The organism is Asticcacaulis solisilvae (assembly GCF_052327315.1).
Taxonomy (GTDB): Bacteria; Pseudomonadota; Alphaproteobacteria; order Caulobacterales; family Caulobacteraceae; genus Asticcacaulis; species Asticcacaulis solisilvae_B.
Genome location: NZ_CP166196.1, coordinates 1,627,572 through 1,649,171 on the forward strand (window position 1 = coordinate 1,627,572; position 21,600 = coordinate 1,649,171).

The 21,600-nt window shown below is 62.3% G+C and carries 22 protein-coding genes and 1 tRNA gene; 14 read left to right on the top strand and 9 right to left on the bottom strand.

Translation table 11 applies throughout. From position 1 onward, the window contains the following. The first annotated feature begins 18 nt into the window (after window positions 1-18). Window positions 19-1,167, top strand: a complete 1,149-nt coding sequence (locus AB8717_RS07455) for a hypothetical protein (protein WP_443750397.1) — start codon at window positions 19-21, stop codon at window positions 1,165-1,167. On the opposite strand, the gene AB8717_RS07460 is transcribed toward AB8717_RS07455, so the two are convergent. The 3 genes from AB8717_RS07460 to AB8717_RS07470 all read right to left on the bottom strand — a co-directional run bounded on the left by AB8717_RS07460 (window position 1,154) and on the right by AB8717_RS07470 (window position 2,679). Beyond that, window positions 1,154-1,702 (bottom strand): hypothetical protein, encoded by a 549-nt coding sequence (locus AB8717_RS07460; RefSeq protein WP_443750398.1) that lies wholly within the window; start codon window positions 1,700-1,702, stop codon window positions 1,154-1,156. The genes AB8717_RS07455 and AB8717_RS07460 overlap by 14 nt on opposite strands. A gap of 393 nt (window positions 1,703-2,095) precedes the next feature. Further along, window positions 2,096-2,179 (bottom strand) — tRNA-Leu (locus AB8717_RS07465). A gap of 53 nt (window positions 2,180-2,232) precedes the next feature. Continuing rightward, window positions 2,233-2,679: a GNAT family N-acetyltransferase gene (locus AB8717_RS07470; RefSeq protein ID WP_443750399.1), complete on the bottom strand. Its 447-nt coding sequence runs from the start codon at window positions 2,677-2,679 to the stop codon at window positions 2,233-2,235. Window positions 2,680-2,738: 59 nt separating this feature from the next. Between AB8717_RS07470 and AB8717_RS07475 the strand changes: the two genes are divergently transcribed. The 6 genes from AB8717_RS07475 (at window position 2,739) to AB8717_RS07500 (ending at window position 7,143) form a co-directional block, all read left to right on the top strand. Beyond that, a complete protein-coding gene (locus AB8717_RS07475) occupies window positions 2,739-3,359 on the top strand; it encodes a VanW family protein (protein ID WP_443750400.1) in 621 nt (206 codons plus the stop codon). After that, window positions 3,356-4,375: a hypothetical protein gene (locus AB8717_RS07480; protein ID WP_443750401.1), complete on the top strand. Its 1,020-nt coding sequence runs from the start codon at window positions 3,356-3,358 to the stop codon at window positions 4,373-4,375. The genes AB8717_RS07475 and AB8717_RS07480 overlap by 4 nt, the downstream gene beginning before the upstream one ends. 104 nt (window positions 4,376-4,479) lie before the next feature. Beyond that, a complete protein-coding gene (locus AB8717_RS07485; RefSeq protein WP_443750402.1) occupies window positions 4,480-4,863 on the top strand; it encodes a hypothetical protein in 384 nt (127 codons plus the stop codon). A 102-nt stretch (window positions 4,864-4,965) separates the two neighbouring features. Further along, complete coding sequence (locus AB8717_RS07490; RefSeq protein ID WP_443750403.1) at window positions 4,966-5,769, top strand: hypothetical protein; 804 nt, start codon at window positions 4,966-4,968, stop codon at window positions 5,767-5,769. A gap of 141 nt (window positions 5,770-5,910) precedes the next feature. Then, a complete protein-coding gene (locus tag AB8717_RS07495; protein WP_443750404.1) occupies window positions 5,911-6,528 on the top strand; it encodes an outer membrane protein in 618 nt (205 codons plus the stop codon). Window positions 6,529-6,705: 177 nt separating this feature from the next. After that, window positions 6,706-7,143, top strand: a complete 438-nt coding sequence (locus AB8717_RS07500) for a GNAT family N-acetyltransferase (protein ID WP_443750405.1) — start codon at window positions 6,706-6,708, stop codon at window positions 7,141-7,143. Window positions 7,144-7,149: 6 nt separating this feature from the next. Here the strand turns inward: AB8717_RS07500 and AB8717_RS07505 are convergent, their stop codons facing one another. Genes AB8717_RS07505 through AB8717_RS07520 form a run of 4 tightly spaced genes read right to left on the bottom strand, consistent with a single transcriptional unit; the run spans window position 7,150 to window position 8,883 of the window. Beyond that, entirely contained in the window at window positions 7,150-8,082 is a 933-nt protein-coding gene (locus tag AB8717_RS07505) for an alpha/beta fold hydrolase (protein ID WP_443750406.1), read from the bottom strand. A 10-nt stretch (window positions 8,083-8,092) separates the two neighbouring features. Then, window positions 8,093-8,263 (bottom strand): hypothetical protein, encoded by a 171-nt coding sequence (locus AB8717_RS07510; protein WP_443750407.1) that lies wholly within the window; start codon window positions 8,261-8,263, stop codon window positions 8,093-8,095. 24 nt (window positions 8,264-8,287) lie between these two features. After that, window positions 8,288-8,494, bottom strand: coding sequence for a helix-turn-helix transcriptional regulator (locus AB8717_RS07515; RefSeq protein WP_443750408.1), 207 nt, complete (start codon window positions 8,492-8,494; stop codon window positions 8,288-8,290). After that, window positions 8,491-8,883 (bottom strand): hypothetical protein, encoded by a 393-nt coding sequence (locus AB8717_RS07520; protein ID WP_443750409.1) that lies wholly within the window; start codon window positions 8,881-8,883, stop codon window positions 8,491-8,493. Before AB8717_RS07520 ends, AB8717_RS07515 begins: the two co-directional genes overlap by 4 nt. 179 nt (window positions 8,884-9,062) lie before the next feature. On the opposite strand from AB8717_RS07520, the gene AB8717_RS07525 reads away from it, so the two are divergent. From AB8717_RS07525 to AB8717_RS07545, 5 genes are all read left to right on the top strand, one after another. Next, window positions 9,063-10,265, top strand: a complete 1,203-nt coding sequence (locus AB8717_RS07525) for an acyltransferase family protein (RefSeq protein ID WP_443750410.1) — start codon at window positions 9,063-9,065, stop codon at window positions 10,263-10,265. 72 nt (window positions 10,266-10,337) lie between these two features. Continuing rightward, entirely contained in the window at window positions 10,338-10,997 is a 660-nt protein-coding gene (locus AB8717_RS07530; RefSeq protein WP_443750411.1) for a TetR/AcrR family transcriptional regulator, read from the top strand. Then, window positions 10,990-11,943, top strand: coding sequence for an HlyD family secretion protein (locus tag AB8717_RS07535; protein WP_443750412.1), 954 nt, complete (start codon window positions 10,990-10,992; stop codon window positions 11,941-11,943). The genes AB8717_RS07530 and AB8717_RS07535 overlap by 8 nt, the downstream gene beginning before the upstream one ends. Window positions 11,944-12,173: 230 nt before the next feature. Beyond that, window positions 12,174-13,103: an ABC transporter ATP-binding protein gene (locus AB8717_RS07540; protein ID WP_443750413.1), complete on the top strand. Its 930-nt coding sequence runs from the start codon at window positions 12,174-12,176 to the stop codon at window positions 13,101-13,103. Further along, the gene (locus AB8717_RS07545; RefSeq protein ID WP_443750414.1) at window positions 13,103-14,233 is read left to right on the top strand and encodes an ABC transporter permease; all 1,131 of its coding nucleotides are present in this window, start codon (window positions 13,103-13,105) and stop codon (window positions 14,231-14,233) included. Before AB8717_RS07540 ends, AB8717_RS07545 begins: the two co-directional genes overlap by 1 nt. A gap of 429 nt (window positions 14,234-14,662) precedes the next feature. Here the strand turns inward: AB8717_RS07545 and AB8717_RS07550 are convergent, their stop codons facing one another. After that, the gene (locus AB8717_RS07550) at window positions 14,663-15,847 is read right to left on the bottom strand and encodes a glycoside hydrolase family 5 protein (protein WP_443750415.1); all 1,185 of its coding nucleotides are present in this window, start codon (window positions 15,845-15,847) and stop codon (window positions 14,663-14,665) included. Between the two features lie 161 nt (window positions 15,848-16,008). Next, the gene (locus AB8717_RS07555) at window positions 16,009-16,323 is read right to left on the bottom strand and encodes a rhodanese-like domain-containing protein (RefSeq protein WP_443750416.1); all 315 of its coding nucleotides are present in this window, start codon (window positions 16,321-16,323) and stop codon (window positions 16,009-16,011) included. Between the two features lie 534 nt (window positions 16,324-16,857). On the opposite strand from AB8717_RS07555, the gene AB8717_RS07560 reads away from it, so the two are divergent. After that, the gene (locus tag AB8717_RS07560) at window positions 16,858-19,851 is read left to right on the top strand and encodes a TonB-dependent receptor (protein WP_443750417.1); all 2,994 of its coding nucleotides are present in this window, start codon (window positions 16,858-16,860) and stop codon (window positions 19,849-19,851) included. A gap of 145 nt (window positions 19,852-19,996) precedes the next feature. Then, the gene (locus tag AB8717_RS07565) at window positions 19,997-21,535 is read left to right on the top strand and encodes a tryptophan halogenase family protein (RefSeq protein WP_443750418.1); all 1,539 of its coding nucleotides are present in this window, start codon (window positions 19,997-19,999) and stop codon (window positions 21,533-21,535) included. Window positions 21,536-21,600: the final 65 nt, after the last annotated feature.

The window sequence follows — 21,600 nt, forward strand, 5'->3', positions numbered from 1 at the left end:
TGCGGGGTAGGGGCAGCCATGCCGGAGGGTTACGACCTTGCGCGTGCAATGGGGCCTCGACTCCGAATCTTTTTTAGCATTGACTTGTGCGGCTCCACTAAACTGAAGCAAGGCGTTGGCGAAGCGCAGTGGAAAATATCCGGCGAGCTCGTACAGGACGCCTGGCAGACAGTCATTTTGGATTTTTACAAAGAGTTCAATACATATCTAAGTGAAGCTTGCGAAACCGCGAGATCGAAAAAGCAGTCATACCAAAGCTATGTTCCTCGAAACTTCGAGTTCTGGAAGAGCGTGGGCGATGAGCTGCTCTATACAGCCGAAATCGAAGTTCCAGACCAAGCGATGATCTTTACGACCATTTGGCTTGATGCCTTACAGCGGTACGGTCAGAAAATAAGACAAATACATGGCCTCGACGTTAAGTCGACAGCTTGGCTTGCCGGGTTTCCAATAAGAAATTGTGAGGTGATCTTCGAGGTCGGAGAGCCACGCAAACTTGATCTCGAGGACGCATCATTAGGCCAGGCCCGACAATACGTGCTTTTGAAAGAGTGGTATAGCGGCGTCGAGCACCGAAATGGGCTCATGATTGATTTTATCGGGCCGAGCATAGACACCGGATTTAGAGTGTCCCAACACTCTGTTCCATCTCGAATGTGTTTGTCGGTTGATTTAACTTGGATGCTGGCTCAAAAAAACTCTAATACCGACCTCGGTGAGCTAAGCTTTCATTACATTGGCCGTCGCCAACTAAAGGGTGTCGCGGGGGGGAGGGACTATCCAATATTTGCGGTCGATGTACCGTGTGAGGATAAATTCCTAGAGGCTGAAATACGGATGTTGAAGGTTCAAGAGCTGGATAACACCCATATCGCAAAGACATGTGAAGCTTATATTAGCAATAAAGCGCATATGGTTGGCATTCCGTTTGTGCCCAACTCCAAAGAAACTGTCTTTGATAAGCATCCAGAAGACTATTATGAAAAGCTGCGGAATCGGCAGGCGTTTCTGGAAAACGAAGTTGCGAAAGCGCAAGATTTGAAAAACAGCATGCATGACGGTGAAGTCTCCGGCACTGATATCAATATAGACCAGAAGATGTCTATTTTAAAAACCATTCAGCCGGACGCATCTCCCAGCGACGGTGAGCAAGCTAGGCCTGCTTAGCTAGGGTAAAGATAGCCGAAGCTACGGCTGTTATAACTCCAGCAATCGCAATTATCGCGGCCACGTTGAAGTATATATATTTCGTGTTGGCAATTTTGCTATTTGTGTGCATTTGACAAAGTAAGTCTTCAATGTAATGGTCCTCGAAAATATTTTGCTGTGCAGGTTTGTACTTATTTTCAATTTCCTGCTTGTAGTGAGAAAATGTTTTCGAAGCTGCGGCGCCAAAAAACAGAGAATATCCACCCTTCTTATAATCTGTATTGTGCTGCCCGCCAAGCAATGACGCGACGAATGAACTCAGTGCAATGATGGCTGAAATTCCCAGGAATATAAGTGAATAAGCGAGACGTGTCTTAAAAGCGCCATCGGTGACTTGGGGGTTGTAGATTGTTGCCGATATCCCGAGCATCCATGCGGAGCAAAATGCCAGTAACGCAGCGTGTTTTGTCTCCGCGAATTTAAGGAAATCATTAACTCTGGTTAGGTTCGCGGCAATCATGGCCTCGTAGGATTTTTCTTGGTCGGGTGACATTATTATGGCCTTTTATCTCGGTTTTAACATCTGCCGCCCTCGCCTATCATGCGAAGTCACGAACAATTTGACCTTAAACTCTAGCTGAAGGTCGCCGCAAGAGGGTATTATTCGCCCAATTCCACGTAGTGGCCCGCAGGGAAACAAGTGGGGAAAACACATTCGCTGTCAGTAAATAAGCCTTACGGTTTAGTCTGTTACATTAAAAATCGACGAGTCCACCTTCTCCGCAGACATTTGCAGGTCCGGCAGACCGTGCGATTAGGCGACAATTCGCATGGGACCAAAGCCCGTCGAAGGGAAACAATAAGAACATTGTGGGAATGAAAGTCTACAAACCCTTTTTACAAACCTAACTTAATCCACTGAAATATAAATGGAAAAAAGCGTTTGTGGTGCCCCCGGTCGGACTCGAACCGACACACCTCTCGGTACTCGATTTTGAGTCGAGCGCGTCTACCATTTCACCACAGGGGCCTTGGGCGAAGGCATGGGTGATACCGGCTTTCGGACAGGCACGCAAGGCGCTTTTAGAGCGCTTTCCACATCCTGACGTGGGGGATGGTGACCTCTTCGAAGACGGTGCCGTCGGTGTCGTAGCCATGGCGCGCGTAAAAGCCTTCGGCGGTCTGGCGGGCGGCGAGCGTGATGCCGGAATAGCCGCGCGCGCGGGCCTCCGCCTCGAAGGCCGAGAGCAGGGCCGCGCCTGCGCCCGTGCCGCGCGCGTCGTCCGACACCGCCATCTGGCGCAGCTTTACGGTGTTGTCGCTATAGGCCGTCATGACGACGGTGCCGACCAGGCGGTCGCCGGCCCAGGCGGTCAGGTGCGTATCCGCGGCTTCGCGGGCCAGGTCTTCCGGTGTGAAGTCGAGGCCCAGCGGCGTGCGCAGGACCGCACGGCGTAAACGCACGGCGGCCTCGTAATCGGAGGAGCCGTGGGGCGCGTTGCGGATCGAAATGGGCATGGAAAGCGGCATGGTTTTGTGCTTTTCTTTTAGCAGGGGCAGACCAAGTCGCAAGTCTTTGGGGGCAAGTCATGAGTGGGGCGGAAAATCATCCGCATCCCGGCAAGGCGGCGGACGCTATCGTCTTTGCGGTCAAGGCCGGGTTGTTGCGCGTGCGGCGGGCGGTGCGCGACGCCTCGGATCCCGCGGCACGAAGGCGTCCGGTGATGATTTCGATGGCCGGCGACGTCCTGGCCGAAGTGGTGACACCGCTCTATACCGAACACGATCCCAATGAGCGCGCGCTGCAACTCGGCAAGGTGCAGAACCTGCGAATAGGGGCTAAGGCGATCGATGGCGCGCGGCTGGAGGCCGGGCAGGTTTTCAGCTTCTGGGCACAGGTCGGACGGCCGACGCGGGCGCGCGGTTTTGTCGAAGGGCGCGAACTGCGCCAGGGCTGCATTATCCCGACGGTGGCCGGTGGGCTGTGCCAGTTGTCCAACAGCCTTTTCCGCGCTGCCCGCCATGCGGGCTGCGAGATCGTGGAGCGTCACGGCCATACGGCGCCCATCCCCAATTCGCCGTTCCCGCCGGGCGAGGACGCGACCGTGTTCTGGAATTATGTCGATCTGCGCTTTAGAGCCCGGCGGCCGGTGACGGTGCGGGTGCGCCTGTCGGAGAGCGACCTGATCGTGCGGCTGGAGGCGGCATGAACGCCCATAGCCCCGCCAGCTGCGCGACCTGCGCCAACGCCAATTGCCGCCTGAGTTTTGTCAGCCGCGATATTGCGCCGGTGGACGAGCGTACGGCCTTCGTCCTCGATGAGATGTGGCCGGAACTGCGCGGCCATGTCGCCCGGGTGGCGCGGCCGGACGACCAGGTCCTGATCCCCGGCGCGTTCGGCAGGACGCTGCCGCGCTATGCCTGGGGCCGGGGCGCGACCGCCGGCGGGATCGAGACCGTGCGCCGCCACATGATCATGCGAAAGGTGGCGCGCGCCGCCGGGGCCGTGCGGCAGGCAGCCTATCTCGACGCCGACCGCGACCTGGCCACGGCAATGGCGCGGCGCATCGATTTCCGCGCCGGGCATGTGGTGGTCAGCCAGACGCTTTTGCCCTTCCTGTGGCGCGACGGTGTCCTGGGCGGGCGCAGTTTCGACGTGCTGATGACGCGCTATCCGCTGGCAGCCCTGCATGCGCGCCTCGATGCGATGGCGGCGCGTCATACGCACAGTCCGACCATCGCCGATTTCCGCGCGCCGGAGACGATGGTAGCCGACGAGGCCGAGGCGCTGGCCGCCGCGCGGCGTGTCGTGTCGCCACATCACGACATCGCCGAATCGTTCGGTGACCGCGCCGTCTGGCTCGACTGGCAGGCGCCGGTGACACGGCCGCGCCGGACCGGTGACCGGACGGCCTTCCTGGGACCGACCGTCGCACGTCAGGGCGCGTATCAGGTTCGCGAGATCGCCGCAGGGCTCGGCAAGCCGCTTATCGTTTTCGGCGCCGATCTGGAAGGGCCGGGCTTCTGGCGTGGCGTGGCGATCGAGCGCCGGACGATGGACGCGGACTGGCTCGACGACATCGGCGCCATCCTGCATCCGGCTGCAGTGACCCATGCCCCGCGTAAGCTGGTCGAGGCTCATGCCCACGGCGTGGCCATATACGCCGATGCCTCGTGCGGCCTGGCGCCCGGCCGGTTTCAACTGGTGTCGGCCTTCGCGGGCTAATGGCTTATCGAGCCCTTATGGCCGCCGGACCGGGAAGGTATGGCCTTGCCGGCCGTCTCGCGGCACAGTCGGCATATGAAAGCTTTTGCCGTCCTCGTCCTTGCGTGTCTCGCCGCCTGTTCGCCCAGGCCGCAACCGGCGTCGGGCGGTTCAGCGGAAAGCGCCACCGTATCGGCGGCGTCGGAGGCCGCCAGTTCCAGCGCCGCCTCGGCTATCGACGCCATCGCCTTACCGGCAAGTGGACAGGGCCTGAAGGCACCTGGCTCGATATCGCGCCGAAGGGCGAAGGCTATCGGGTGACCGTCAGCAATCTGGACGGGCCGCGTGATTTCGACGGCACGGCCGACGATGGCGGCATCCGCTTCATGCGCGACGGCCAGACCTTCGTGATCCGCCCGGGCAATGGCGACGACACCGGCATGAAGTGGCTGGCAGGCAAGAAGGATTGTCTGATTGTCGCGCCGGGCGAAGGGTACTGCCGCGGCTAGATCTAAGGGCGCTCATTTCCCAAATTCACAACAGACTTTTTATGGCCTGTGTGTGCAGACTTTTCGCGGGGACGGGCGCTGACACAGCGGGAGCGACGCCACATGTCTCGAAACCTTATCATGTCCGGCAGCGATACACGGCGCTGGCAGGCGGCAGCTATACTGGTGGCCGCGCTCCTGCAGATCGCCTTTGCCCGTGTCACCGATCTGCTGCATGTCGGTCAGAGCGTGGAAATCCGGTCCGCCCTGAGCAGCCATCCGCTGGTGCCCCTTGGCTACGCCTTCGCCATCTGGGGCGCCATCTACGCCTACGCGCTGGTGGCGGCCCTTTGGCAACTGGGCCCCAAGCACCGCAACAACGTGGCGCTCAGGGATATAGGCTGGCAGACGGCCGGCATCTATACGCTCAATGCCCTGTGGCAGGTGTGGGTGCCGATCCGCGGCCTCGACGCCGTCAGCGTCATCATCGTCGCGGCGGCCATGGGACTCGGGATCACCAGTCTCCTGCAGGTCCGTGACCTGCATCTGTCGAAGAAGGACGAAATCTTCGTCGTCGGACCGGTGGCGCTGACCACGGGCTGGCTGACGGCGGCCTTGTGCGTCAACATCACCTCGTCCCTGGTGGCGGCGCACAATACCGCGGTCAATCCAATGGAGGTCAATGTCTCCGTGATCTTCCTCCTGGCCCTGATCAGTGTGGGCGCGGTGCTGACCTACATCACCCGCAGTCTGCTCTACAGCGTGGCGCTGATCTGGGCGCTGTTCTGGGTGATGATGGCCAATATCTACCGCGACCACGAAATGACCATGGCCACGGTGGCGCTCGGCGGTATCATCGTTGCCACGGCGATCACAGGCCGCCAGCTCTATCAGAGCGGCCAGCGCGGTGTCTTCATCCACGCGTGACAATTTTCCCACCGTTTTCCCGAATTTGTGTCTGTGGCGACACGATCCCGGCGACTCGTCTGGTGATGCCGGACGGCCCGTGCTAGGCGGACAGGGCCGCCAGTACCGGCGGTAATTTCTGTCTGCTTTTGGGGGGACATCATGAAAACTTTAATCGCCGCCACGGCTGTGGCGTGCCTGCTCGCGGCTGCCGGTTCTGCCAGCGCCGCGGACAACACCTGGTCGTTTTCGGCCGGCGCGCTGAACAAGATCGACCTGGACTACGGTTCGAACTCGACCGCGATCCACACGGCCTACAAGGCCGGCACGCAGTTCGGCGGCGCCTGGAGCAGCAAGCCGCAAGGCAACTGGCACTGGGACATCGCCGTGTCGTTCAGCCACCAGGATATCGACCGTTCCGTCTATTCGGGCGCCGTGAACCACACCAACACCACGTCGGGCAGCCTGAAAACGGCTTCGTTCTGGCTGGACGGCGTCTACGACTTCCCGGTCAAGGGCCCGGTGAAGCCCTATGCCGGCGCCGGCTTCGGCGGGACGCACGTGTGGGTCGATGACGGCGTGGCGCTGAAGGGCGATCTGCAAAGCCCGGGCGTCCAGGTCTTCGGCGGCGTCAATGTCGCCGTGTCCAAGACTGTGGACCTGTTCGGCGAAGCGCGCTTTGAACGCCTCGGCAACTTCGATATCGAGGTCAACGGTAACGGCAGCCATGCCGAACTCGACACCAGCGCGGTCGTCGTCGGTCTGCGCACCCGCTTCTGATAAAAAAGCGCCGGTGCGCTGGACGGAGCGCACCGGCGAAAGGCCGGCCGGGAGACAGATATCCGGCCAGGCCGAGCACTCGCAATACGCCGCGGCGGCCGTTCCGGATCACCGTCGCGGTTTTTTCGCCCGCTGCCGGGCGGAATCCCTGTAGAGCCGAGAGCAACGGAGGTGCGGATGGACATCGGTTATGCGACGGCCAGGGACAAGGCGGGTTGGTGGAGCCTGTGGCAGGCCTATCTCGACTTTTATAATCAGCCGTTGCCGGACGAGATCAGCGACCTGACCTTCGGCCGGTTCCTCGATCCGCATGAACCCATGGTGCTGCTGGTGGCGCGCGACGGCGATGACATCGTGGGGTTTGCAGCGCTGGTCGAACACCGGTCGACCTGGGCGCGCAACGGTTATGTCTATCTGGAAGACCTGTTCGTGGCGGAAAGCGTGCGCGGCAAGGGCGCCGGGCGCAAGCTGATCGAGGCGACCGTCGACCACGCGAAAAGCCGCCATTGCGAGCGCGTCTACTGGGTGACGCACGACCACAATGCCACGGCGCGCGCCTTATACGACAAGGTCGCCAGCCTGCCGGGGCTGACGACCTATTTCGCCGATATGTAAAAGGGTTTATTTCAGTGCCGCTTCAAGCGCCGTGTTGAACGCGTCCGGCTGGTCCAGCATCTCGAAATGCAGGCTGTTGTCGATGCGCACGAAGTCGATGGCGGGCTTTGCAGCATAGGCGGCCCTGTACATCTGGTCGAACATCGAAGCCTGCACACCGGGCGCCGCCGGATAGATCAGCACGGCGGGCGTCTTTATCGCCGGCAGATCGGCGCGCAGGTCGGTGACTATGTCCTCATAGAAGGCTTCGGCCATGACGTGGCGGTCCGACGTCATCGACCAGTCGAGCACCCTGGCGCGGTCGGCCTCCGAACTGACGAAGCGTTGCGTCATGGCCGTCTGCTGTCCCTTGAAGGCGTCGGCGGGCATGGCCTGCATGCCGTCGCGCATGGCGGCGGCCTGGGGTTTCACGGCATCGACCGTGGCCGTGGGGCTGAACAGCACGCCGACGAAGGGCAGGGCGTCCGCGATAACGATCTTGCGGGCGTCGTCGGGATGGGCCTTTGCCAGCATCAGGCTGAGCAGGCCGCCCAGGCTGTGGCCGACCACGACCGGCGATTTCAGGTGGTTGGCGGCGATATAGGCGTGGATGGCCTCGACCTCGGCCGGCAGGATGTCGCCCTGGGCGTTGGCGCCCGCCGGTTCGCCGGCAAAGCCTGACAGGTTCAGCACGTGCAGGCGGTAGTGGTCCTTGAGCTTCGCCACCGTCCCGTCCCAGACGGCCGACGAAGAGGCCAGGCCGGGAATCAGGATGATGTCGGGCCCCGTGCCCGTGACCGTGACGCTGAAACGGGCATTCTGCGCGTCGGGGAAGCGGACTGTGTCCGCGTGGGCGTGGCTGCTGACATAGAGGGCGGTGATGATGCCGACGATGACGGCCAGAAGCGCCATGGGATTCTTGAAGATGCCTTTGCGGCGGGAGTCTGGGGCTTGGGACACGGGAACCTCCTCAGTTCAGAATGAGCGCGATAAGGGCGTGGACGATGGTCCGGGCGAAATCGGGAGACAGGACGGCCAGGACGATGGGGAGGCCGGCGACCGCGTAGGTCGCAATCTGTACCTTGTGGTGGATCCGGGCAAGGGGCGGGCGTGAGCGCGCCACGGGGCTGCGGTCCGGCATGGGGATTTCCTTGTGTGGTAAGGGCTAGGCGTTCGGCCGGTACGGGTTTTCGAAGATCGCCTCGACGGGTTTGTCGAAGACGCCTGAGATCTTGTAGGCCAGTTCGAGCGACGGGACGTGCTTGTCGGTCTCGAGCGCGATGACGGCCTGGCGGGAGACACCGAGGCGGGCGGCAAGATCGGCCTGGGTCAGGCCCGCCAGGGTCCGTAGTTCACGAAGGCACTGTTTCATGCGGCGCTCCTGTAGAGGGCCGACGCGCCGCCGTACAGCGCCCAGAATACCGGATAGACCAGGTAGAGCGAGAAATGATGCGCCCCGGCGTTTTCTTCCAGGAAGCCCCACGCGGTGCAGGCGAACAAGGTCAGGCCGGTGGCGACGATGAAGCGTTTCAGCGTCACGGCGCGCACATATTCGTCGACCTGGTCGATATAGCGCAGGAAGACCCAGATCGAGCCGCCGATCGGCAGGGCGGGCATGACGGCCACGGCCCACAGGGCGGGGCCGGCCAGGCCCGGGTGCGATTGCAGGATCAGGATCGAGGCGACGAGCAGGGCCGCATAGGCCGTCATGGCGCCGCCCATGCCGATCAGATATTGCGTGTTGGCGGACAGTTTCGACATGGCTGTGTTCCCTTGATGTAATGTCTACCTTACATAAGGCCGGATGTAATGTCAACCTGACATTCGGAAAAAATGTAAGGCTTACCTGACACAAGAAAATGTGTGTCCGTTCCGCGTGGACTTTCGGGCGGCACCTCGTAATATGCGCGGTATAAAAGTGCAGGGAAACGAAAGCGTCCATGTCCGCCGAAATCATCGCCTTCAAAAGGCCCGACAAGCCCGCCGTGAAATCCGCCGCGGCGCCTGTCTCCCGGCGCATCGACGCCCTCGATATCCTGCGCGGCCTGTGCGTCATGGGCATGATCCTGGTCGCCTATGCTGGCGACTGGACTACGCGCTTCGCCGTGCTGAAGCACGCCGACTGGCACGGCCTGGCCCTGGCCGACATGATCTTTCCGGGCTTTCTGTTCTGCGCCGGCGCGGCCATTCCGCTTTCGCTGTCGAGCCGCGCGGCGCGCTCGACCCGCACGGGGCTGAGCCTGCACATCCTGTGGCGGGCAGGGGCGCTGATCGCACTCGGTGTCGTGCTCAACGCCATTCCGGCGGCCATCTGGGGTCACCTGCGCCTGCCCGGCATCCTGCAGCGCATCGGCCTGTGCTACGGGCTGGCGGGTGTCTTCTGCCTGGCTGTCGGCCGCAAGAGCGACAGCGACTTCTCCATGAAGATCTGGCCGGTGGCCGTCACGGCGGTGATTGTATTGGCCGCCTATGCCGCCATGCTGATGCTGTGGGCGACGCCGGGATGTCCCAACACGTGCTTCGACCCGTTGAACGCCCTGCCGGCGGTAGTCGACCGCGCCGTCTTCACGACCACCTATATGTGGCAGTACGGGACGTATAACGGCGCCGTCACCTATGATCCCGAAGGCCTCGTGTCGACGATCGGCGCGCTCGGCAACGTATTGATCGGCGTCATGGCGGCCCTCTATATCCGCCGCGACGGCATTAGAAACGCATTGGTCGGCCTGTTCATGCTGGGCGTCGTCCTGTTTGTCGGCGGCGCCGCGCTCGATGCGCAACTGCCGATCGTCAAGAAGATCTGGACGCCGTCCTTCACCATGGTGTCGGCGGGCGTGTCGCTGATGATCTTCACCCTGCTGGCCCTGGTCGCGGACGTCCTCAAGGCGCGGTCGTGGGCCTATCCCATCCGCGTTTTCGGGGCCAATGCGACCCTGGCCTTCGTCGGTATCAGCCTTATCGACGTGGTCATGCAATTGCCGCTGGCCGCCGGCAAGAGCCCGCACGACAGCCTGTCGGCCTGGCTGGCCGGCGCCATTGCCGATGGCCGCATCGCGTCGGTAACCTATTCGGCGCTGCTGTTGCTGGGCCTCGGCCTGATGCTGTGGCCGCTCTACATCAAGCGCTGGTTCGTAAAGATATAAAGCCGTTTCATCATTGCCGCCTTACCGGCCGTCATATATAGTACTGACCGGTCAGTACTAAAAAGGTCGGTCATGGACGGTGAGGCGACAGGCGGACGCAAGCGCGCGAAACGGGCGACGCCCGAGGTGCGTCAGGCCGATATCCTGGATGCGGCCCTTTCCGAGTTCGCCGAACATGGCTTTGAAGGCGCGCGCATGGAAGACGTGGCGCGCCACGCCCGCGTCAGCAAGGGGACGGTCTATCTCTATTACCCGACCAAGCAGGCGCTGTTCGAAGCCCTGGTCCGCCGCGATATCGCCCCGCGCGTGGCGCTGGCCGAACTGTTCCTCAAGGGCTATGACGGGCCGGTCCGGCCGGCGTTGCTGCGCATAGTGGACATGGCCGCGGCGGCTATCGCCGCCGGAAAGCTTCCGGTTTATCCGAAGCTTTTGATCGCGGAAGCCGGGCGCTTTCCCGGCCTCGCCGCCTTCTATCGCCGTGAGGTCGTGGGCCGGATGCTGGAGGCGCTCAGCCAGCTGTTCGCCAAGGCGGCGGCGCGCGGCGAAATCGATTCCGTAAATTGTGAAATGACTGCGCACCTGTTCATCGCGCCGATGTTGAAGGCCATGATGTGGTCGTTCGTCTTCGCGCCTGTCGAGGACGAGCCCTTTCCGCCGGGGCCTTATCTCCAGGCGCACGTCGATGTCTTCCTGCGCGGGCTGGGTTACAAAGGGGAGGTTGAAAATGCCTAAGGTCCTGATTTCGCGGATGGCGCTGCCGGCGCTGGCCGCGTTGGCATTGGCCGGGTGTACGCAGAAGACCGACACCGGCTATAGCGGCTATGTCGAGGCGCAGGCCGTGGCGATCGCCGCGCCGCAGGCCGGCTGGTTGAGCGCCGTTTCGGTCGATCGCGGCGATGCCGTGCACGACGGCCAGCCCCTGTTCAGCCTCGATGCCACACAGGCCGGACATGCGCTGGAAGGCGCCGAACAGCGGGCGGTGGCGGCCAACGCCAATGCCGAGGACCTGCAGAAGGGCGCGCGTCAGGCGGATATCGCGCCGCTGGTCGAGCAAAGGCGTCAGGCCCAGGCCCAGCTTGACCTGGCGCGCTCGAACGAGGCGCGATACGCGCAGCTTGAACCCAAGGGGTTTGTGTCGGCGGCGCAGATGGACACTTTGCGCGCCACGACGCGCCAGGCCGAGGCGTCCCTGGCCAATATCGACAAGCAGATTTCCGACAAGCAACTGGCGGCGAGGACCGACCAGCAGAAGGCGGCCCTGGCCCAGGCGGAAGCGTCGCGCGCCGATGCGGCGTCGGCGGCCTGGACGGTCGGCGACCGTGACGTGCGGGCGCGCATCGAAGGCCGCGTCGAGGAGCGCCTGCGCGAACCGGGTGAGTTCGTGCCGCAGGGCGCGGCCGTCGTTACCATCCTGCCGAAGGACCGTGAATTCGTGCGCTTCTACGTGCCGCAAGCCGATCTGTCGAAATTTTCGCTAGGGAAGCTCGTCCATGTCCGCTGCGACGGCTGTGCGGCAGGGCTGACGGCGAAGGTGCGCTTTATCTCCACGGTTTCGGAATTCACGCCGCCTGTCATCTACAGCGTCAAGGAACGGCAGAAGCTGATGTTCCTGGTCGAGGCGACACCGGCCAGGCCCGAAGCGATCCACGCCGGCCAGCCGGTCGATGTGAGCTTGTGATGGGGAACGGGCGAATGTCGGAAGCAAGAAACCCCACCACCACACCGCCTTCGTTGTCGCTATGCGACAAACTCAGTCGTGCGGTCCCCCTCCCCATTTCCTTCGGAAACGGGGAGGTGCAAGATATCGCGCTTTCTTACATCTCCCCGTCGCGTAGCGATGGGGAGGGGGACCGCACGAGCGAGATTTGCGTCAGCAAACGAGCGAGATGTGGTGGTGGGGTTTCTTAAATGCCGCAAGCACAAGAAACCGCCATTGATGTTCGTGGGCTGACCAAGCGCTTCGGCGACCGCATCGCCGTCGACCATGTCGACATCACCATGCCGCCCGGGCAGGTCTGGGGCTTCCTGGGGCCCAACGGCTCGGGCAAGACGACGACGATCCGCATGCTGTGTGGATTGCTGCGCGCCGACGAGGGCCAGGGCACCTGCCTCGGCTACGACATCCAGCGCCAGAGCCGCCAGATCAAGCGCAATGTCGGCTATATGACGCAGAAGTTCTCCTACTGGGAGGACCTGACCATCCGCGAAAACCTCGAATTCGTCGCCAATCTCTACGGCATCAAGAACCGCAAGGCGGTGGTCGACAGGACGCTGGAAGACCTGGGCCTGACCTCGCGGCAGAAACAACTGGCCGGGACGCTGTCCGGCGGCTGGAAGCAGCGCCTGGCCCTGGCGGCGTGTACGCTGCACGATCCGAAGATGCTGCTGCTGGACGAGCCGACCGCCGGGGTCGATCCGCAGGCGCGCCGCGACTTCTGGGACCAGATCCATCGCTTGTCAGCCAAGGGCCTGACCGTGCTGGTCTCGACGCACTACATGGACGAGGCCGAGCGCTGCGACCAGATCGTCTATATCGCCTATGGCAAGCTGATGACGCAGGGCCGCGTCGAGGACATTATCGACCAGAGCGGCCTTTTCACCTTTATCGCCGAAGGGGCCGGCGTCCGCGACCTGATGGAACGCCTGCGCGGCAAGCCCGGCGCCGAACACGTCGCCTATTTCGGCAATGCCCTGCATGTCAGCGGTTCGGACCTGCCGGCGCTCAAGGCGCTGATCGCCGGTGAAGGCCAGGCGCCCGGCGTCAAATGGCGCCAGGAACGGCCGAACCTTGAGGACGTCTTCATCCACCTGATGGGCAAGTCCGGGGGAGGGCAGTGATGTTCGAAGCGTTGCGCAGAATAGCGGCCATCCTGCTCAAGGAATTCATCCAGATGCGGCGCGACCGGCTGACCTTCGGCATGATGATCATGGTGCCGGTCATCCAACTGACCCTGTTCGGTTTCGCCATCAATTCCGACCCGCGCCATCTGCCGACGCTGCTCTACCTGGAAGACGACAGCACCGTGGTGCGCTCGCTGACCGAAGGGCTGCAAACCTCGAGCTATTTCGACATCAAGGGGCGCGTCATGAGCGCGGCCGAGGCGACCGAACGGCTGCAAAGCGGCGACGCGGCCTTTGTCATCACCGTGCCGGCGGGCTTTACGCGGGCCTTTTTGCGCGGCGACCGGCCGGAGATACTGATCGAAGCCGACGCGTCCGATCCGTCGGCCGCGTCCAACGCCGTCGGCCAGATTTCGCAGATCGTGCAGTCGGCGCTGAGCCATGACCTGAAAGGGCAATGGGCCGGGTTGCAGCAGACCGCGCCGCCGCTCGATATCGTCGTCCACCGCATGTACAATCCCGAAGGCATATCCCAGTACAATATCGTACCGGGGCTGCTGGGCGTCATCCTGACCATGACGATGATCATGATCACGTCGATCGCGATGACGCGGGAAACCGAGCGTGGCAATATGGAAAACCTGCTGGCCATGCCGGCGCGGCCGTGGGAGGTCATGGTCGGCAAGATCGTGCCCTATGTGGGCGTGGGCCTTATCCAGACAGGCATCGTGCTGGCGGCGGCCGTGTGGCTTTTCGAGGTGCCGTTCGTCGGCGATCCCTGGCTGCTGGCGCTGGGCGTCGCGTTGTTCATCCTGGCCAACCTGGCGGTCGGCTTTACCTTCTCGACGATCGCGCGCTCGCAGATGCAGGCCATGCAGATGACGTTTTTCTTCTTCCTGCCGTCGATGCTTTTGTCGGGCTTCATGTTCCCGTTCCGCGGCATGCCGGACTGGGCGCAGATGATCGGGCAGATCTTTCCGCTGACGCATTTTCTGCGGATCGTGCGCGGGGTGATGCTGAAGGGCGCGGACTGGCACGCCATCTGGCCCAGTATCTGGCCGATCCTGATCTTTATCGTCGCGGCGACGTGCGTGGCGATGCTGAGATACCGCTCGACGCTGGATTAAGGCTGCATTGTTATAGTTGAGTATTTAAGACTTCGGCCCTCCTCGTAAACGGGGAGGGCTATCGCATATGGCATTCCTAGAGCGGAATGACTTTAAATGGAATTGCCCTTCCGCTCTAAGTTTTTGTTTTATCGCGATGTTTATGCCGAAACGAAGTTAGGCGAAGCCAAAACCGCTGACACTTTCCGGCACATCGCTCTAGGTGATGCGCTGCGTTTTCCTTCTCCCCTTGAATAGGGGAGAAGGTGGCCCGCAGGGCCGGATGAGGGGTAAATCCGGCATCTTCCGCGCGCGTATCTGCTGCCGGTTTACCCCTCACCCTACCCTCTCCCCTAAAAAGGGGAGAGGAAGAATAAGACGAACCCGGCAAATTCCATATGCGATAGCCCTCCCCGTAAACGGGGAGGGCCGAAGACGGTCTTTGGCCCGCTACTTCATATGCGCTTCGATGATGTCGAGCAGCGGATGCGGTGTACGTTTCAGGTCGGCCGCCCGTCCTTGTTCGGTCGCATAGTAGAACTGGCCTGACGTCACATCGGGCGCCAGTTCGTAGTCCATGGCGTCCCACACGTCCTCGCGGAAGCTGTAGAAGGCCCAGTGCGAATGGTGGCTGTTGAGCGTGTCGAGCACGTCGTTCAGATAGGTCCCACAGTCGGACCACATGCGCACGCAGCCGAATTCGCCGGCGACCATGCGGTTTTCCGGTACGCCGTGCGCCGCTGCCCATTGGAACGGACCGTCGAGATAGCGGGCAACCGTGGCGCGGTCCCAGGTGACCTGTTCGCCGCCCAGCCACGACGTGACGCCGGGATAGCGCAATTGCGGTTTCCGTTTGATATTGGGCCCGCTGGTCGCCTCGTACGGCTCGTACATATGGAAGGCGTACAGCACCTTCGAATCGCCGAGCGGCCCCGGCCAGTAGCTGAAGCTCCAGGCATTGGCGTACCAGCCGCCGTCGACCATGACGGGCGTCGAGGGATCGACCTCGCGGATGGCCGCAATGACGGCCTGGTAAAAGCCCGGCAGGTCGTGCGTCGTGCCTTTATATTTAGCGTACCAGGCCTGGCGAACCTCGGGCGTCGCGTGCTCGTCCAGCCCCATGCCCTTTTCCGGCGTCGGTTCGTTGAGCAGGTTATAGCCCGCCACCGCCGGATGGTCCTTCAGCGCCGTGGCGAGGTCGCGCCAGAAGGCCGCCGACTGCTGCCAGTACACGCGGTCGTTCCATAGCCGCTCGTCCTGCTTGTTGCCGTTCTGCTGGTTCCAGCGGTCGCCGGGCAGGCTCAGCGGCGCGATCACGACCTTCAGGCCCGCGGCGTCGGCGGCGTCGAGCACGCGGCGCAGGGTGGCTAGGTCCGAGGCGGGAATGCCGGCATAGTGGTCGGCGTCGCCGATCAGGAAGTCGCGGCCTTCGCCCTTCCACTTGGTGAAGGTCAGGCGCACCCAGGTGGCGCCGGTCGCGCGCAAGGCCTTGAAATAGGCGAGGTCGGGCGGCGATCCGTTGAAGCTGTTGCCGCCGTGCTGCGGCGTATTCCAGAAGGCGATCAGGTCGGCGGCGTGAACCGCGGGCGCGGTCATGGCGATGGCGGCCGCGAGGCACAAGGCTTTCAGACGCATGGCGATACCCTCCTGTCGGCCGCATCATGCGGCAGGGGAGGGCGTCTGCCAAGTCTTACGATTCGGTCGGTAAACCTGCCATTTTCCACGCGCGCCGTCCTCAAAAAGCGGAGCGTTAGGACAACCAAAAACGTGCGCGCGTATAGCGAAGGAACGAGCCGTCAGGACTCCGTCGGCAGTCCCGCCATTTTCCACGCGCGCAGCCCACCGGCCAGGTGCTCTTCCAGGCTCAGGCCCGCGCCCTGGGCGGCATTGAGCGCCGTGACCGAGCGCACGCCGCCGGCGCAGCTGAGGATTACGCGCTTGCCCTGGCCGACGGGAAGGGCGGCCGGATCGAAGCTCGACAGCGGCATGTTGATCGCGCCCTCGATGCGCTCGGCGTCGAATTCACCGGGTTCGCGCACGTCGATGAGCAGCGTGTCGCCGCCTTCCAGCGCGGCCTGAACCTCTTCCGGCGTCAGATTGATGACTGTCATGGTGCTTTTTTCCGCGATGTCGTTGAGCGTTGCGTCACGGCTTTAAACCGCTCAGCCGTGCTGTCAATGGCCTGGTCAGCGGACACCGGACGCGCCGGCGCTTATCCCTGCAATTTTCAGGCGTTCAATTGCGTCGCTTTTGTAAAGATGAGTAAGAATATCGGAGGTGGAACCGCTTTCAATCTATGACATGACAACGCTGTTCAGGTGCCGGAAATGGCCTGAAAATAATTGCAATTTATGTCATATCTGTCACATGGCATTTCGAGGTGACGGTAAAAAGTCAATTTAATCAATATGATAATTATATATTATATATGAGTAATTAAATATTGCTCGCTGATACCGGTAACATACCTTTGTTACCGGTACCGTCGCATTGACAACGTTGTCGTTCATAATTGTAATGCCGGCACTCCGTTGCGATGGCTACTCATGGTTTTAAAACCTGGGCGGTTTGCCGCGCCGGAAAGACAAAAATCCAAGTTGGGGAGACTACAATTGCAAAAGTTCCTGCACCCTCGGGTAGCCTTGATGACGGCTGCCTCCTGCTTAAGCCTGGGTCTTGCGCTGGGCGCCGCTTCCGCGGTCCACGCGCAGGACGCAGCGCCCGCTGCCGCCGCCAAGCCGGCTGACAGCGACGTCGTGGTCGTGCGCGGCTTCCGCGCCTCGCTGCAAAGCGCGCTGTCGACCAAGAAGAAATCGAACCTGATGATGGAATCGGTCGCGGCCGAGGACATGGGCAAGTTCCCGGACCAGAACATCTCGGAATCGCTACAGCGCCTGCCGGGCATCCAGATCGACCGCACCAACGGCCAGGGCACGACCGTCCGCATCCGCGGCCTGTCGCAGAACGTCACCACGCTGAACGGCGACGTCTTCCTGTCGGGCCTGGAACTGTTCCGCCTGGGTGAGGGCGGCTTCCAGAACCAGAAGTCGCTGGAAGGCATCCCGTCCGACCTGATCGGCAGCGTCGATGTCTACAAGTCGCCGGACGCCTCGCTGCTGGAAGGCGGCCTGGGCGGTATCGTCAACCTGAAGACCCGCAATGCGCGCGACTTCAAGGGCGACAACCTGCTCAGCGTCAACCTGCGCATGAACGAAGGCACGGGCACCGACTGGAAGCCGAACGCCTCGGTCGTGTTCGGCCACAAGTTCGGTCATGACTTCGCCATCCTGGGCAGCATCACCTACGACAAGGAATTCAACCAGAGCGACCTGCTGCAGGGCGAAAACCGCGGCACCTGGGCGTATCTGGGCCACGCCACGACGACGACCCCGGTCAATGTCTGGTCGCCGGAATACCGCTACACCACCAACCGCAACCAGGAGCGTGAGCGTACCGGCTACTCGCTGGGTGCGTCCTGGCGCGTGTCAGACAGCCTGAACCTGACGGCCGACTGGTTCCATTCGGACCTGAAGATCTTCACCTACGAATACTCGATGAAGTTCCCCTTCAACAACGAGGGCGCGACCTATTCCAGCACGGGCCTGTCGATCAATCAGGACGGAACCCTGGCCAGCGGCCAGGTCACGGCCAATTCGCAGGAAGGCGACACCTTCGCCCAGAACGCCGAAGCCAAGACCGACAACGTCCAGCTGGCGGCCAACTGGGACAACGGCGGCAACCTGACCGGCAAGTTCCGCGTTGCCTATTCGAAGACCGATTACGCCTCGAACTCGGGCCAGGTCGACGAACGCTACACCCAGTACGGCGTGCGTAACGGCACCCCGTCGGGCACGGTGCTGAACACGGCTGCCCCGGCGACCGCCACCTTCACCTACACCAACGGCGAATATCCGGTCTTCACCCCGTCGGCGGCCAACCTGTCGGCCCTGACCAACCCGGCCGCGGTCTTCTTCAAGTCGCACTGGGCCTTCGGTGAAACCAACGTCGCCAAGGACTTCGCCACCTCGGCCGATTTCAAGTACAAGCCGGGCTTCGCGCAGAACCACGACCTGGTCGTTAGCTTCGGCGCCCGCTATGCCGACGCCAAGCTGGACTATACCTACGGCCGTTACCTCAACGATCTGTCGGGCAAGAAGACGGCGGGCGGCGATCCGGAAGAACTGCCGGCTTCGGCGCAGGGCCAGTATGTCGTCGGTTTCGACGCGCATAACAACCCGATCTACGGCCCGTCGACCGCTCCAGGTGCGACCTTCGTCGACTGGACGCCGTACGGCTACTTCCAGGACGGCGCCATCGGTCCCAAGCGCTGCGACATCGCCAGCGCCGGTTGCGGCCGTTTCGGCAGCGGCGACGCCATGATGACGCCGTACGCCACCGCCGCCAGCGCGTCGAACCGTGCGGTCACTGCATCGGCCGGCGACGGCATCACGGCGATCTTCCAGGACGCCCAGCAGATGAAGGACCCGGTCGCCTGGATCCAGAACCTGTATCCGTCGACCAAGTTCGCTTACTTCGCCGACCCGCTGCAAAGCTTCAAGGTCGACGCCCAGACGACCACCGGCTACCTTATGGCCGATGCCGGCGACAATTCGTCCGGCTATCACCTGAATGCCGGCGTCCGCGTCGTCCACACCAAGCTGACGGCCGACACCTCCAACACGCCGGCCCAGCCGCTGTGGTGGGGTACGGACAGCTGGAACGGCGTGCTGAAGAACCCGGATGCCTCGCACACCGTGCGTGAGTACACGGACGTCCTGCCGAGCGTGAACGCGGTCTTCGACGTCAACGAGCACGACAAGGTCCGCGCGTCGGGCGCCCGCGTCGTCTCGTCCCAGGACCTGTTCTCGCTGGGTCAGGGCAATTCGTACAACTTCACCCGCAACTCCGACCCGACCAGCGTGAACTTCAACAAGTTCATCTACACCAACGGCTCGGGCGGCAATCCGACGCTCGACCCGTATCGCGCCAACCAGTTCGACCTGGGTTACGAGCACTACTTCGGCAAGCAGGGCCTGATCGCGGCGACCGTCTTCTACAAGAGCGTCGACTCGTTCATCACCCAGAACACCTACACCGTCACGGTGAAGGACCAGTCGCAAGCCGGCGCCACCGCCGGTCTGTTCTCGTCGCCGGTCAACGGCCGCGGCGGGTCGATCAAAGGCCTGGAACTGATCTACGAAACCTCGTGGGACAACGGCCTGGGCGTCAACGCCAACTTCACCTACTCGGACTCGAAGTCGCCGTTCTCGAACGACTACGAGTCGAACCTGCCGGTCCCGGGCGTGTCCAAGACCGCCTTCAACGTCCAGGCCTATTATGAAGGCCATGGCTTCGAAGGCCGCCTGTCGTATGCCTGGAAGGACAAGAGCTATAGCGGCAACTTCTCCTTCGGTTCGGGCGCCGACACGCACTCGCTCGGCATCTGGACGCGCGCCTATGGCCAGCTCGACGGCTCGATCAGCTACAATCTGAGCCCCAGCCTCAAGCTGTCGCTGGAAGGCATCAACCTGACCAAGCAGGCCTCCAGCGCCTACCTGCAGTTCCCTGACCTGCCGTTCCGTTACCAGACGGGCGACCAGCGGGTCATGGTCGGCATTCGCTACAACTTCGGTAGCTAAACATCCCTGTTTGCCGAAAGTGTATCGAAGGTGTGTCCGGCTATGACCTCTTGCCGGACGCATCCCAGTTGTAAAAGACTGGCCAGTGCAACAGACTGGGCCGGTTCCTTTTGCGAGGAACCGGCCTCCTTTTATGAGATATCCGATGGTCCGCAGGCCCGATCCCATTCGTCAGATCACCATTGTCGGCGGCGGCACGGCCGGCTGGATGTGCGCGGCGGCCCTTGCCCGCAATCTGCCGGGCGTCGCCATCACCCTGGTCGAGTCCGAGGAGATCGGCACGGTCGGGGTGGGCGAGGCGACCATTCCGCCGATCAGGCTGTTCAACGCCATGCTGGGCCTGGATGAGGCCGAGTTCCTGCGAGAAACGCGCGGCACCTACAAGCTGGGCATCGCCTTCCAGGACTGGGGAAACCTGGGCGAACGCTATTTCCATCCGTTCGGTGTTTATGGATTGCGGCCTGAGCTGGGGCACTTCCTGCAATACTGGCTGCGCATGAAGGCCCTGGGCGAGGTGGGGCCCATTTCCGATTATTCCCTGTGCACCCTGGCGGCCATGTCGGGCCGCATGGGCACGCAAGGCGACGACCCGCACAGCGCCCTGTCGACCCTGGGATCGGCCTACCATTTCGACGCCGGCCTCTATGCCCGTTATCTGCGCCGTTACAGTGAAAAACGCGGGGTCACGCGTATCGAGGGCCAGGTCGGCGACGTCGCGCTCGATCCCGAAAGCGGCTTCGTCACCACCCTGACGCTGAAGGACGGGCGGACCCTGGGCGGCGACCTGTTCATCGACTGTTCGGGTTTCCGGGGGCTGCTGATCGAGCAGGCTTTGGAGACGGGCTATGAAAACTGGACGCGCTGGCTGCCGTGCGACCGCGCCATCGCCATGCCGTGCGAACATGGCCAGCGGGACGCCAACGGCGAGCCGGTCATCGCCCCCTATACGCTGTCGACCGCGCGCGAAGCCGGCTGGCAGTGGACGATTCCGCTGCAGCACCGCGTCGGCAACGGCTATGTCTATTCCAGCCAGTTCAAGGCGGATGACGCCGCCGAGGCGACCCTGCGCGCCAACCTTCAAGGCAAGGTTCTGGCCGAACCCAACCGCCTGCGCTTCGTCACCGGGCGGCGCAAGGCGTTCTGGAACCGCAATGTCGTGGCCATGGGCCTGGCGTCGGGCTTTATCGAGCCGCTGGAATCGACCAGCATCCATCTGATCCAGTCGGGCATCAACAAGCTCTTGCTGCACTGGCCCGACCGCGCCTTCGATCCGGCCAATATCGAGGCTTACAACCGGCGCCAGCACCTGGACTATGAGCGCATCCGCGACTTCATCATCCTGCATTATCATGCCACCGCGCGCGACGACACGCCGCTGTGGCGCTATACGCGCGACATGGCCATTCCCGATACGCTGGCGCACAAGATCGCCGTCTTCCGCGAGCGCGGCGCCTTCGCCAACGCGGCCGAGGAGATGTTCACCCCGACCTCATGGATGGCGGTGATGATGGGGCAGGGGATAGAGCCGCAGTCCTACGACCCGCTGATCGAGATGCAGGACATCGCCCCCATCCGCGCCGGCTTCTCGCGCATGAAGACCCACCTGCAAAGCCTGGCCGACGTCATGCCCAGCCACGGCGAATACCTGAAGCGGCACAATATGGTAGCGCGCGAGGTAGCCTAGGCGACGGGTTTGGGTGCGAAGCGCGTAAAAAGGCTATTGAGCAAAATCGATCAAAACTGATAGAT